At 39.5% G+C, this 13,847-nt stretch carries 13 protein-coding genes, 1 other RNA gene and 1 pseudogene; 3 read left to right on the top strand and 12 right to left on the bottom strand.

All coding sequences use genetic code 11. The features are described 5' to 3' along the window. Positions 1-144 precede the first annotated feature (144 nt). Complete coding sequence (locus tag IGI42_RS01330; RefSeq protein ID WP_438713789.1) at positions 145-357, top strand: cold-shock protein; 213 nt, start codon at positions 145-147, stop codon at positions 355-357. Between the two features lie 17 nt (positions 358-374). On the opposite strand, the gene IGI42_RS01325 is transcribed toward IGI42_RS01330, so the two are convergent. Next, positions 375-803 (bottom strand): EbsA family protein, encoded by a 429-nt coding sequence (locus IGI42_RS01325; RefSeq protein ID WP_438713788.1) that lies wholly within the window; start codon positions 801-803, stop codon positions 375-377. A 33-nt stretch (positions 804-836) separates the two neighbouring features. Between IGI42_RS01325 and IGI42_RS01320 the strand changes: the two genes are divergently transcribed. Next, positions 837-1,238 (top strand): ribonuclease HI family protein, encoded by a 402-nt coding sequence (locus IGI42_RS01320; protein ID WP_438713787.1) that lies wholly within the window; start codon positions 837-839, stop codon positions 1,236-1,238. Here the strand turns inward: IGI42_RS01320 and cls are convergent. The 5 genes and pseudogenes from cls to IGI42_RS01295 form a co-directional block, all read right to left on the bottom strand. Further along, positions 1,233-2,693: a cardiolipin synthase gene (gene cls, locus IGI42_RS01315; protein WP_438713785.1), complete on the bottom strand. Its 1,461-nt coding sequence runs from the start codon at positions 2,691-2,693 to the stop codon at positions 1,233-1,235. The genes IGI42_RS01320 and cls overlap by 6 nt on opposite strands. Before the next feature lie 125 nt (positions 2,694-2,818). After that, positions 2,819-5,452 (bottom strand): alanine--tRNA ligase, encoded by a 2,634-nt coding sequence (alaS, locus tag IGI42_RS01310; protein ID WP_438713784.1) that lies wholly within the window; start codon positions 5,450-5,452, stop codon positions 2,819-2,821. A gap of 265 nt (positions 5,453-5,717) precedes the next feature. Next, positions 5,718-6,770 carry a DUF7278 family profilin-like fold-containing protein gene (locus IGI42_RS01305; protein WP_438713783.1) on the bottom strand — a complete coding sequence of 351 codons (1,053 nt, stop codon included), beginning with the start codon at positions 6,768-6,770 and terminating at the stop codon, positions 5,718-5,720. Positions 6,771-7,013: 243 nt separating this feature from the next. Next, positions 7,014-8,363 carry a DEAD/DEAH box helicase gene (locus tag IGI42_RS01300; protein ID WP_438713782.1) on the bottom strand — a complete coding sequence of 450 codons (1,350 nt, stop codon included), beginning with the start codon at positions 8,361-8,363 and terminating at the stop codon, positions 7,014-7,016. Next, positions 8,350-9,529 (bottom strand): annotated as a pseudogene (locus IGI42_RS01295) (VanZ family protein). Before IGI42_RS01295 ends, IGI42_RS01300 begins: the two are co-directional and overlap by 14 nt. 213 nt (positions 9,530-9,742) lie before the next feature. Here IGI42_RS01295 and IGI42_RS01290 point away from each other — a divergent pair. Continuing rightward, positions 9,743-10,057 (top strand): hypothetical protein, encoded by a 315-nt coding sequence (locus IGI42_RS01290; RefSeq protein ID WP_438713780.1) that lies wholly within the window; start codon positions 9,743-9,745, stop codon positions 10,055-10,057. 12 nt (positions 10,058-10,069) lie between these two features. On the opposite strand, the gene IGI42_RS01285 is transcribed toward IGI42_RS01290, so the two are convergent. From IGI42_RS01285 to IGI42_RS01260, 6 genes are all read right to left on the bottom strand, one after another. Then, positions 10,070-10,417 (bottom strand): hypothetical protein, encoded by a 348-nt coding sequence (locus IGI42_RS01285; RefSeq protein ID WP_438713779.1) that lies wholly within the window; start codon positions 10,415-10,417, stop codon positions 10,070-10,072. A 76-nt stretch (positions 10,418-10,493) separates the two neighbouring features. Next, positions 10,494-11,177: an HD domain-containing protein gene (locus tag IGI42_RS01280; RefSeq protein WP_438713778.1), complete on the bottom strand. Its 684-nt coding sequence runs from the start codon at positions 11,175-11,177 to the stop codon at positions 10,494-10,496. Further along, positions 11,170-12,327 carry a THUMP domain-containing class I SAM-dependent RNA methyltransferase gene (locus IGI42_RS01275; protein ID WP_438713777.1) on the bottom strand — a complete coding sequence of 386 codons (1,158 nt, stop codon included), beginning with the start codon at positions 12,325-12,327 and terminating at the stop codon, positions 11,170-11,172. The genes IGI42_RS01280 and IGI42_RS01275 overlap by 8 nt, the downstream gene beginning before the upstream one ends. 96 nt (positions 12,328-12,423) lie before the next feature. Then, positions 12,424-12,791, bottom strand: an RNA gene (gene rnpB / locus IGI42_RS01270) — RNase P RNA component class B. An 11-nt stretch (positions 12,792-12,802) separates the two neighbouring features. Further along, entirely contained in the window at positions 12,803-13,213 is a 411-nt protein-coding gene (gpsB, locus tag IGI42_RS01265) for a cell division regulator GpsB (protein ID WP_438713776.1), read from the bottom strand. Between the two features lie 72 nt (positions 13,214-13,285). Further along, entirely contained in the window at positions 13,286-13,843 is a 558-nt protein-coding gene (locus IGI42_RS01260) for a DUF1273 domain-containing protein (RefSeq protein WP_438713775.1), read from the bottom strand. Between the last annotated feature and the right edge of the window lie 4 nt (positions 13,844-13,847).

Below are 13,847 nucleotides of genomic sequence, written 5' to 3'. Positions count from 1 at the left end.
AAACACTAATTAACAGCAGTTAATTTTGTCAGAAAATGAAAGTGTTCGGCTTTAGAAAAAACGAGCAGAAAAATGTTGGTTTATTCGCTTTTTATAAGTCTTTGGATTATAATGAAGTCACTACTGTAAAGGAGTGTGGCTGTAATGAAAACGGGTACTGTTAAGTGGTTTGATGAAGTAAAAGGGTATGGATTTATCACTTATGATGAGGACCAGGAAATATTTGTCCATTTTACAGCTATTGAAGAGGATGGTTTTAAGACCTTAAAACCAGATGAAGTAGTAGAATTTACTATTGTTGAAGGCGCTAGAGGTGCACAAGCAGCACATGTGAAAAAGAATTTAGATGAATTTTAAAAAAATAAACGTAAAGATTAGTCATGGCTAATCTTTACGTTTTCTTCTTTTATCTTTATTTCAGGAAATTGAGCAGCTGTTGCCTCCAAGAAGCGCTGCCGTTGTTTTTTTGACATGGAAAGCTGATAATCCCCTAACCCTTTTTGTTTAATGATGATCCCGTCTTTTCGGTCAAGGATCACATCGATATGGGAACTAGGTAAAAATTGCTTGCGCCAAATCAAGGAATAATGAATGGTGATTCCTTTTTCATTGATCGTCAAATAGCGATGCAACCCGATAGCCGCAAAAACGAAAAAGAGTCCGATAATCAAATTGCCCTTTAAAAAAGGACGGGTATTTTCCAAAGTGACAATTAATCCATAAAACAAGATAATGAACGTAATCGACCAATAAATAATGGCAAGTGACAGCTCTGGCTGCCAAAAATAGCGCTTGCTCTTCATGTACGTACTCCTAACTTAATAAAGGATGATTTTATGATAAAAGTATATACAGACGCCGCAACAAATGCTCAACAGAAAAAAAGCGGAGGCGGTATTTTGATCATTGCTGATAACCAGCAAAAGCAACTGTCGTTTCCTTTAGATGAGGAAGACAATCATTCAGCTGAACTTGCCGTTATCATTTATGCACTGCGATATTTGCTGGAACATCAGCTAGAAAATCAAAATGTACTATTGTATTCAGATAGTAAGACTGCAATAAAAATACTAGACCAAGGTCAGACAAAAAACAACCGATTTTCGCCATATTTAATGGAGTTTAACGAAATTAGCGAAAAATTCACATTATTGATCCTGCAATGGGTACCTGAAGCTAAAAATAAGGGCGCTGATCATTTGGCACGCCAAGGACTGCAAAAGAGTCTGAAGTTATAAGACTGGCGAAAGTAGACGAGAAAATTTTTGTTTGAAAGTTAACCAAACTGACTGCTTGGCAATCATCTGATCTGTCAACAAGATAGAGTCCTTCATGTCCTCTTCAAAAATCGCCCGAAACTGCTTAGCGATGGCTGGATCATAAATAAAGGCACTGACCTCAAAGTTCAGCTCATAGCTGCGAATGTCTTGGTTGGTGGAACCGAAGCTAGCAAGCTCATCATCCACCACCACTGTTTTAGAATGCAGGAAGCCATTGTTATAGTGATAAATTTTGACTCCACGCTGGTGCAGATAATTCGCATAATATTGGGTTGCTCGGTAAATAAAAGGATGATCTGGCATAATTGGGATCATGATTCGTACATCAATACCTGAGCGCACTGCAATCAGAATCGCTGACAGCATCGTCTCATCAGGTACTAAGTAAGGTGATTGTATCCAAACGCTTTTTTCGGCGGCTAAGATCATCCGTACAAAGCCGTCGCGAATAATTAGCTCTTCTGACTCGGGGCCATCTGCAACAATTTGCATGGGCACCCCTTTTTTGATCTCTTTTTCTGGTAGAACAAAATACTCTGGCAAATAAGCCATCCGATTTTCTTTATGAACGATTGAAGCATTCCAATCACGCAAAAAGATTTCTTGCATTGTGAAAGTCGCTGTACCAACTACTCGTCCGTGAGTATCTCGCCAATTACCAAAGCGTTCAGATTCGCCCAAGTATTGGTCGCCAACGTTAAAACCGCCAGTCCAGCCGATCTGGCCGTCAATAATGACCAACTTACGATGCAGGTGATAATTTAAACGAGTTTTGGCGATAATATTTTTCGAGGTAATAAACGGCGTTACTTTACCACCCTTTTCTCTCAACGCAGCAAAGAACTGCTTATTGGCCTTCGGTGAACCCCACGGATCGTAAATCATCCGTACTTCTACCCCTTGCTCGGCTTTTTCTTCAAGGATTCGTAAAAAACGATTGCCAATCTTATCATTGAAAAAAGCATAATATTCCACATGGATGTTATATTTGGCGTTACGCAAGTCCTCAAAGAGTCGTTCAAATTTATCTGTGCCGTCTAAAAAAAACTCAATCTCATTCCGGACAGCAATCGGTGACTCATCCCGTCGATCAAAATAATGAGATAAGGCCTCTGCTGCTGGATATAAATTACTAGGCTCATTGTGGCGGACATTTTGATTGTCTTCAGCGATAATTTCAGCGATTTCCTTGATACGTCTATGATCTTCTTGTTCGAAGCGATAAACCGTCTCTCCATCAATTCCTCTTCCACAAAAAGCATACATAATAAAACCAATGATCGGTAGAAAAGTGAGCGTTAACAGCCAAGCAAGCGTAGAAGTAATACTTCTCGGCTTACGAAAAACTGTGATGGCTGCCACGACGGTATTGATAAAAATAATCAACAAAATAATTTCTTCAATCAACTTCATAAATAAATCCTCATTCCTGGAAATTTTGCAATTGTGTACAAAATCCCATTGTTCTTCTTTGGATTATACCGATAAAATAAAAAAATAACAAGAAAAGCGCTGGGCTTTTCTTGTTATACTGGCGTTTACGCTAACCACTCTTGAGCAGCTTTCAAGGCTTCTGGTAGGCCGGCAGGGTTCTTCCCACCTGCTTGGGCCATATCAGGGCGTCCACCGCCACCGCCACCGACTTTCGGCGCGATCGCTTTGATTAGATCGCCGGCTTTCAGACCTTTTTCTACGGCTGCAGGACTCATTGCTGCTAACAAGTTAGCTTTTTCACCTTGTCCTGTGCCTAGTACTAAGACATCCGAGTAGTTCTTTTGTTTCCATTGATCAGCCAATTGACGTAATTGATTCATGTCTTTTACATTGACTTGAGCTGTAATAATAGTTGTTCCGTTGATTTCTTTCACATCTTTGAAAACATCACCAGCTTGCTGGTTCGCTAGTTTAGTGCTTAATTGTTCATTTTCTTTTTGTAACTCACGTAATTGTTGTTGCAGCTGTTCGGTTTTGCTGACAACGTCCTTTAATTGTGGTGATTTCACTGTTTGAGCAACTTGCGTCAACAAATCCTCTTCTCCACGGAAAGCTTCATACGCTTCTTGACCGGTCAAGGCTTCAATCCGGCGTACGCCTGCGCCGATTCCTGATTCAGAAACGATCTTGAACAGACCGATGTCTTCAGTGTTGCTTACGTGAGTCCCCCCACAAAGTTCGATGGACCAGTCGCCAATATTTACGACGCGAACGTCATGACCATATTTCTCACCAAATAGAGCCATTGCGCCCATTTCTTTGGCGGTGTCAATATCGGTTTCAATCGTTACTACAGGAATTGCTTCCCAAATGCGTTGGTTGACGATCTTTTCCATTTCTTTCAGTTCATCAGCAGTTACTTGACCGAAGTGAGTAAAGTCAAAGCGCAAGTGTTTTGGTGCAACTAATGAGCCAGCTTGATTCGCATGATCGCCTAGCACTTCTTTCAACGCTTTGTGCAATAAGTGAGTTGCTGTATGGTTTTTCAAGATCTTGTTGCGCATCGCTGTATTTACTTGCAAGAAGTAGCTTTCGCCTGCTTTTAATGGTTGTTGGATTTCCACCGTGTGTAACGGTTGGCCGTTTGGTGCTTTTTTCACGTCAACGACTTTAGCGACCACATGGCCTTCTTTATCGGCAACGATTCCGTGATCGGCAACTTGTCCACCCATTTCAGCATAAAAAGGAGTTTGAGCAAAGATTAACTGTGCAGAACCTTCATTAGCCGTGTCAACTACAGCATCCTCTTGGATCATAATTTCTAATGGGCTTTCTGTTTCTAAGCGATCATAGCCAACAAATTCACTTTTGACTTTGATATCACCTAATAGCGCTGTTTGAACGCCCATAGAAGTTTCAGTTGAACGAGCAGCCCGAGCCCGTTCTTTTTGTGCTTGCATTTCTACTTCAAAACCTTCGTGATCCACTTTCAGACCTTCATCTTCAGCAACTTCTTCTGTCAGCTCCACTGGGAAACCGAATGTGTCATACAATTTAAAGATGACTTTACCATCTAATGTAGTTTCGCCTTTTGCTTTCAACTCAGCTAATACACCGTTCAACATAGACAAACCTTCATTAATGGTTTCATGGAATCGTTCTTCTTCATTCCGGACTACCTTTTGGATGAAATCGGATTGTTCCAGCACTTCTGGGTAGTAGCTGACCATCACTTCACCGACGATTGGGACTAATTTATACAAGAAAGCTTCGTTGATGCCTAATTTTTTGCCATGCATAACTGCACGACGTAATAGACGACGTAATACGTATCCGCGGCCTTCATTAGATGGCAATGCGCCATCACCGATAGCAAAAGCTAAAGAACGAATGTGGTCAGCGATAACTTTAAAGGATACATCTAATTGTTTATCAGATCCATATTTCTTCCCACTTAATTCTTCGGTTTTACCAATGATTGGCAGGAACAAATCTGTTTCAAAGTTGGTTGGCGCATCTTGGATGATCGAAACCATCCGCTCCAAGCCCATGCCGGTATCAATGTTTTGATTAGGTAATGGTTCATAAGTGTTGTCAGGTTTATGGTTAAATTCCGAGAATACTAAGTTCCAAATCTCTAAGTAGCGCTCATTTTCACCACCAGGGTAGTTCTCTGGATCGTCCTCTGGCAGATCGTTAAAGGATTCACCACGATCGTAGAAGATTTCTGAGTCTGGTCCACTTGGTCCAACTCCTAAATCCCAGAAGTTGTCAGCAACTTCTACCACATGGTCTTCTGGCAAGCCAATTTCTTCCAACCAGATACGTTTTGCTTCTTTGTCTTCTGGGTAAACAGTCACATACAACTTATCAGGATCAAAATCAATCCATTCGGGAGAAGTTAAAAATTCCCATGCCCATTCGATCGCTTCTTTTTTGAAGTAATCGCCAATTGAAAAGTTCCCCAGCATTTCGAACATTGTATGATGGCGCGCAGTCTTCCCTACGTTCTCAATGTCATTAGTCCGGATAGATTTTTGTGCATTGGTAATCCGGGGATTTTCTGGTACAACAGAACCATCAAAATATTTCTTCATTGTTGCTACACCTGAGTTAATCCATAGCAATGATGGATCATTGACAGGGACTAAAGACGCACTAGGCTCTACCATATGCCCTTTAGATTTGAAAAAGTCCAAATACATTTGACGGACTTGTGCACTGGTTAATTGTTTCATCTTTTCTCCTCTTTTCTAAAAAATAAAAAAACTACCACTGCATTCAAGGACGAAAACTCGCGGTACCACCTTGATTGCAATGATAGATCATTACCTCTTCAGCTCGTTAACGCCGAGTAGCGTTGATCTTTCGACCAAAAATTATACAGGGAGCAATTTGTTAGGCTCATCGCACGGCTCTCAGCTTTGCCGCACTTTCTGTGGATGTTCGTTAACAAACCTTATCCTGTCAGTAAGTATAAAAAAAAGCAGACAAAAAGTCAATCTAGATCTTCACAATAATCGCTTTACGATAAAGATATTCACTAGGTTTTAATATTTCCTCATGTAGTAAGGTACGATCTGGTGTGTAGTAAGTGGATAAAGCTAGCTTATCTACAATCGGCAATCCCGTATGCAGATGTTGAGTCGTCAATTTCAGAACGCCCGGATCTTCCGTAAGTTCAAAACGGTCCATCGAAGTGTCAAAAAACAATCCAAACATATTTCGACCGGTCATCAGATTCCGAATTTTTTTGCCTCGATACGGATCATAAATATTCAAATCATTTCCCCAGCGAAATAACCGCCGACTGCCCGCACCATTTGCATACTCCCACTGATCCTCGGTTAAAAGATCGAAATTTTTTTTACGAACCTTCTTTCGCAATGAAGTATACGTGTGACTTTCGTGAGTGTAAATATAGTAGCAGTCACTTTTAGGCATCATCTCGATATACCAGTGATTTTCCTTCAAGACACTTTTAGGAAAACTCCAACGAATACTCTCAGATGGTGACAGATTCGGACAGAGAATTTCATGAATATCCGCTTCAAAGGCCGAAAACTGATCCGCTTGACCAGTAAAACTACCCGTAATTGCATTGTACACTCCCAAAAAGCTTGTTCCAGCAGGTAAAGCATAACGTTGGACAAACATCGGAGGAATCTTCACTTTTCGTAAACTACTAGTATTATCATTTATGTAGTCTGCCAATGAATGTACATCCAGCAGATCATAGCTGTTTTGCAGGTTTTCTGGAATATCTACTCGTGGAGAATTGGGTGCAGTTTCAAGCAAAGACAACCCTTTCGTTCCTAAATTCCAGCCAAGAATCGCATCTTTATTTCCGGGAATAAACACGAATTCCTCATCATCCAGAAGCAGTTCAAACGTCTGACACTTTATCCCATAAAGCTCAAACTCCTTAAGCTCAATGTCAGTAATCCGTACTAAAGGATTAACAAAATACATTAATACCTGACTAAACAAGGTTCTCTTTTCTTTATCGCTTAATCTTTTCCAGTAAGACCAGTCTAGTTGATCAACGAGATTCATTCACGCAGTTCCTCCCCCATAAACATGTTTGTTTGAATTATACCATTATCTCAAGAAAGTGGGAGTAAATTCAGGGAATTATTTGCAAATTCCCGAACAATCTCGACTGTAATCGTTTTTTTGTTATCCATATCTGGAAGCATTATAGAAAAATCGGCCACTTCGGTATCTAACATAGACGATTTCTGTTAAGAATTTTCTCAACAAAAAAAGCAATGGACTTTTGCCCATTGCTCCCTACTATTATTTATTGGATTTCTTTTTATTTTTTCGAATAGAGCGTTCTGCTTGGCGTCGATTTTGACGACGTTTTTGTTGATTGGACTCAGAAATCGCTCGATCAATTTTTCGTTTATAACCTGGTTTAATTTTTTTCTTTTTCTTTTTCACTAAACCAATTAAAGTAGGATCTAACTCATCTTTGTTTTTCTCACGCTTTTGACGGCGGTTACGGTCATAAGTATCAACAATTTCGCCATTTTTTATTTCTTTTGGCTTAAAGGTAATGCCTAATTTTTCAATTTGATTAATCGCATCTTCATCACTAGGGTTATACAAAGTGATGGCAATACCTGATAGACCATTTCGGCCTGTTCGTCCAACACGGTGAATAAAGAAGTCCAATTCATGAGGAACCTCCGCATTGATTACATGAGAGACCCCTTCGATATCAATTCCGCGGGCTGCTAAATCAGTTGCTACCACAAATTGATAATCCAAATTTTGTACTTGACGCATCACACGCTTACGTTCCCTAGGAGTAATGTCACCATGAATTTTGGCTACTTTTAAGCCTTGCGATTTCAGAAAATCATGAATTTCATCAACATGCTGCTTCGTATTAGCAAAAACAATGGCTAAATAAGGATGCCCTAAGGTCAAGAGTTGATAGATTAATTGGTTACGGTCTTTGCCTTTTGTTGAAATCAACCAGTTATCAATGGTATCCGATATGACTGCTTGGGCCTTGATTTCTTCAATAATTGGGTTTTCCATGTATTTCAGCAAGAACGGACGTAGTTTTTCAGGAATCGTTGCTGAGAATACGAGCATTTGAACGTGTTTTGGCAGACGACCGGCAATTTGGTCAACTTCGTTTAAAAAGCCCATATCTAAGGTCATATCTGCTTCATCTACGACAAAACATCTAGCTGTATGAATTTTCAATGCCTGTTCATTCATCATATCCAAAATTCGTCCTGGTGTTCCGATAACGACATGGGGTTGTTGACCTTTCAATTTGTCTAATTGACGTTGCTTGTCAGTTCCACCAACAAAATTGGTTACCCGAATTTCGGTTGGTGAGAATTTCGCAATTTGAATGGCTGCTTGATAAATTTGAGTTGCTAATTCACGGCTTGGTGCGGTGATAACAATTTGTACTTCATCTTGATCACTAGCTAATTTGTCCATTAGCGGTAGCAAGAAAGTGTGGGTCTTACCCGATCCAGTTTGAGATTGTCCGACAATGTTTTTTCCTTTTTTGATTAGGGGAATTAATTTTTCTTGCACTGGTGTTGGTTCCATAAAGCCTTTATCTTGGATGGCTTCCATAATAAATGGCTGGAATTGGAAATTTTTAAATGTTGCCATGTTCTACCTCTTTCTTTTCTAGCGTACTTCTTGTATACGTGTGGCTCGCCTTTTCATGAAATAGACGAGGACTTCTTCTTATGAGAAGCATACAATAAGTTGAAGACAAATAAAAGCAAAATTCCAAAACTTATCAAAGCTAAAATACAATAAGCAATAAACAATACATGATTCGTAGTGGTTAAGTGAGTAATGCTAAACTGAAAAATCTGGGTTACGAGATACATGAGAAGATAAAAAAAGCTGTAACGCTTCACTAAAGAAATAAAACGTACTCTTAAATGCCCTCTTTCCTCCACTTTAATTCGGACAAGCTTTTTTCCAATCGTTTGACCCTGCCACAAATACATAAGAATCATAAAGTAAGCGACCACCTGAAGAACAAACCAGCCTAAATGATTGCTAAGGGTTGTTGAATTACTTAAAGACCATGTCATCGGTGATAAACTTAAGATCAGCTGAATCAAACTAGTCGTAAATCCAATCACCAGCCAATCGATGACCGCTGCTACTACTCTGCGCAACAAAGTGACCTTCTGACCTTTCTCTAAGGATTCTTCATCCAATTCATGACGAGTCGGCAAAAAGAAGGTAAAGAGCGGTGCGCAAATATATCCTAACGCTCCGCCTAATGTATTGTGCAGCAAATCATTTACATCGAACAGTCGATAAGGTCGCGGATAGATAAAATACAGCCCGCTTAACTGAGTTAATTCAAAAAACAGGGATACGCCCAAGCTGACTAAAACGGTCTTTTTCCATGAAAAGCGGAAATAATAACGGCAGTAAGCCCCTAACGGAAACAAGAGTAAAAGATTAAATACAGGTTCTAAAAATACCCCTTGGCGCATCGCAGGAAAATACGTAGCAGGATCATCTAATCTTAAGACTGTTTGATTGGCGAAATTTTGCCAAGATTGGAATAGCTGCAGATTATACTTTGGCCCTGTCATAGAAGCCACCTCTTGAATGCTTGGCAACGGCAAAATCACTAAGAAATAAGCACACAATAGATAGAAGACAAAAGAATACAATATTAGGCTGCGAAGTTTGCCTAATATTCCGTATTTACGATAATAATAGATCAAAAATGGTGCGGTAATTACTACTGCCAGTAAAGGAAAAATGGCAACCGCTATTTGGATGGGGAAAATATAACTCGACATGCCAAAACCTCCTGATACCACTTTACCGAAAAACTGCTACTTTCACAATTTACATGAATTACTGGTCAACCCTTCATGAAGAATTATCCCCTAGATCTATTGGCTAAAATCCGAGAAATAGTTAACACTTATTCTAACAAAGCCACTTTTCCGAATAATATAGTATAATAGAACCAACAATAATCAATTTTAACTATTAAGGAGTTTTTTATTATGTTACTTGCCTCATTTGCCTTTGGTGTTCCAATTGGGTTACTCATTCTTTATATCATCTTCGTATTATTGAAAAAAGCTAAGTACTCTGATTATCGCCGCTTTGTTTTAGCACTTATATCAGTTTTCTTAACGACTTTCAGTTATCAAGTTTACCGCTATAGTCAAACTGTGCTTTTAGTCAACTCTTTAAAAGACTTTAAAGAGTCTTTCGGTTATGCACCGCAATTGTTGCTGCTCCCTTTGTTTCTAGGATTGTTATTAACAGTTATCAACTTTTTCTTATTGTTTCGTCAATTCAGAAAAAAAGAATAACAGGATTTCCTGTTATTCTTCAATCTGAAACCATTCAATTTCAACGTTATCAGTCGCCTTTAGCGTCTTTAAATCTAAATTTACCCATTCTCTCGAAGCCGGATAATATTGATTACTTTCCAACGTTTCTTCTATACTGTTTAACAGAACCTCTTTGCTCCAAGAATAACCTTGAACATCATCCATTAGAAGATGGAGCAGATAAGGATTTTTTAAAAGTAGAAAGTCTTCCTCATATTTGTATAGCAGTACCTGGTAAGTTTTTAAGTCCATACTCCCACGAATTGCAAATAAGCCTTCATTAAGTTCCGAAAGAAGGGTTGCCATTTTCTCAGGCTGTATCATTTGACGATTTAACATCTTTGATCCCCTTTCCTTACTGAACCAATTATACGAAAAAGACATACATAAGGATAACGATTGGTCTTCCTTCACCTTATTCTTTCATTTTCGGCTCATTTAACTCAGAAGTCAACAACTTTCCGTTCCATTCTGCATAAAATTCAGTCAAAAACCCCTTCATGAATACGGTACGGCGATAAGCTTCCTGCTTGCCAGCGGTTGTATTCATCGTTTTTTCCAATAGAAAAAGCTTTTCATAAAAGTGGTTCACTACGGTACTTGTTTCTCGATATTCAGCTTTAGTTTTAAATTGTTTAGGCGTTAAATCAGGAACATGCAAAGGGCTTTGGCTGTGGCCGCCGTAATAAGCAGTACGCATGATCCCAATCGCGCCCAAGGCATCTATTCGATCGGCATCTTGAACAATTTGGCCTTCGATGGTCAGCTTTGCTTTGCCGCTTTCCAGCTCTTTGGAATAGGAAAGATTGTCGATAATTGCCAAAACCTGTTGAATCTTTTCATTGGTCCACTCCAAAGAAGCAAGAAAATCCACAATCTTTTGCCTTTCAATAGTTGGGTCGTCTACTACCTTATCATCAATTACATCATGCAAATAGCTAGCCGCCCAGATAATAGCTTCATCACCTGCGTTTTCTTCTAGCCGTAAAGCTTGCGCAACTTTCGCCACCCGCTCGCTATGAAAAAAATCGTGACCTGTAGTATCAGCGATCAATTTCTCATAGCTGTAGTCGCGGATCGCAGTTAAATCTTTATTCACTAGGCTTCTCTTTTCTTGGTGGGCGTTGGCCCCAGTATTGGAAGAGATCGGTACGGATTGCACCGTTGTATAACTTACGTTTTTTAGTCGCTTTAGCGCCATAGTGTTCTTCAAAAGTCAGGTCACTTGTAAGAATGTACTTACTCCAAGTTTTTAACGGTTTAAACACTTGACCCATTTCTCGATAAAGCTGTTGTACCTTCTCTTCATCACCTAAACGCTCGCCGTATGGAGGATTAGCTACGATCACGCCGTATTCCTTATCGGTTTTGAAATCCTTAATGGCTTGCTGCTTGAAGACGATTGAATCCCCTAAGCCGATCTCATCCGCATTGCGTTGTGCAATATCGATCATTTGTCCATTAATGTCTGCACCCGTAATATCTAGAACAATATCATAATCAGCTTTTTCTTCAGCTGCTGCTCGCACTTTTTTGAATACTTCTTTATCAAACCAGTCCCACGTTTCACACACAAACTCACGGTTGAAACCCGGTGCAATATTGTGGCCAATTAACGCTGCTTCAATGCATAAAGTGCCAGATCCACAAACGGGATCATAAAACGGACGGTCTTTGCGCCAATTTGTTAATAGAATTAATGCAGCCGCCATGTTCTCCTTCAATGGTGCACCACCTTTTTCCAAACGATACCCGCGTTTGAACAAGCTAGGACCAGTCGTATCAATCGTTAACACTACGTGATCTTTTAGTAAAGCCACCTCTAACTGGAAAAAAGCGCCAGTTTCAGGTAATGGTACACGAGCAGGACGGTGATACACTTCGCGCAATCTTTCAACAATGGCTTTTTTAGTAATAGCCTGACAATCTGGCACACTGTACAATTTTGATTTGATTGAACGGCCAGCTACTGGAAACTGGGCATCCATAGGTAAGAAATCTTCCCAAGGTAAAGCTTTAACCTGTTCAAATAATTCATCGAACGTGAAAGCATCAAACTCTCCCACTACGATTTTTACTCGGTCGGCAGTTCGCAGCCATAAATTAGCTGTAGCAATTGTTTCCAGATCGCCTTCAAAACGAGCCCGGCCGTTTTCAATTTGGCAGTCAATGCCTAGATCTCGTAGTTCTTTTCCTACTAGTGCTTCGATTCCAGCAGCAGCAGTGGCAATTAATTGGTATTTTTTCATATTGTTCTCCTTATCTGGACTATCTCCAGTAATTTTTCTATATCAGAAAAAAAACCTTCTCAACATAGTTGGAAGGTACCCTGAAATCCTGCAATTTTCTGTAAGCCATGTTCTGTACGTTAGACATCTCAGGGAAGCTGTCTAACGTGGTAATCATCTATCTCCGACAAATGTCGGCTCCTTCATCGTTCATTTCCTTAGAAAGAGTGCCCCTACCGTTGTTTGGGTTGCTCGCTCGAGGGGTTTACCGCGTTCCACCATTTTAGTTTCCTAAAATGCTTCGTCACTGTGGCACTTTCAAGAATACTCAGGCATAGATTACTCCTTAGCCCTTTTTTCTGCCGTTACTCCATAAGAGTACCTTAGCTTATGGTTTCGCTAAGCACGAACACTACAGACAATCTCAGTCTTGTGCGAGCATGGACTTTCCTCAGCTGCAAAAGCAGCCGCGATTACCCGAAAATTGCAAATTCAATTAAAACTGACGCGTTTTTTCGTTATCGTCTGTTGCTTGTGAGTAGTTTTGTTTGATATCGTCTACTGCTGTTTGAGTCGCAGAAGCTTGTTGGTCCAATTTCTTACCAAATACTTCACGTTCTAGATTTGATAAGCGTTTTAGAATATCAAAGTTTGTTACCGCTGAACTCTTAGGAACTGCTTCTTTAACACGGGTAGTAGTTGATGGTTGAGCTTTAGACAATTGTTCTACTTTAGCTTTCAACCGATCATTTTCTTCTCTTAATAGTAATGCTTCTTTGTTGAATGTTTCATAATCCTTAATAATATTGTCCAAAAATTCATCCACTTCAACTGGATCATATCCACGCATTTTTGTTTTAAACTCTTGTTCCAAAATATCAGTAGGAGTATAAATTACGTTCGCCATTTTTCCACCTCATTAACGTCTTCGTCTAATTATAACTTTCCTTATCTATCATAGCGGATACCGCAAAGGAAATCAAACACTATCATCGAAATCATATGAATTTTCTAGCTCATCCATCGAGATCATCTGTAATTCGTAAGGATTTTTCTCTTGAAATTTCTCGATTGACGTTAGTAGGTATTTGGTTTTCCCTGGGAATTCTTGATCATAAATTAATAAAGCCCCCTCCGTATGATTTAGTAAAAAATCAGTATGATTACGAAATTGTGCTGGATTTTGATACGGATGATGACTAACAGAATCCACGAAATCTGCCTTTGTTTTCAGCTCTGACAATAACAATTGATTGCTCTCGTTCCATTTACTGCCAAATTCCTCAAAAGGGAAAATTAAGGCCAATTTCAAATCAGGGTAATCTTCTTTCAATTCCAACGCTACTTGGGCTGCCCAAATTTCACAGCCTAGTGTTCCACCCGTAATCACCCATTCCAATCCATTTTCTAAATAATTCTTAAGTTCACGTTTCAAAACACGTTTAATTACATTCACTCGTGAATCTTTTTGACTAAAAATCCCCATTTCAAATCCTTGGTAGCCGCCAATGTATAATCTTTTGATAATTTCTTCCATATTT

Source organism: Enterococcus sp. AZ109 (assembly GCF_051714625.1).
Taxonomy (GTDB): Bacteria; Bacillota; Bacilli; order Lactobacillales; family Enterococcaceae; genus Enterococcus_A.
Note: the sequence above shows the minus strand (reverse complement) of the source record. Positions and strands in the feature narration are given on the sequence as shown.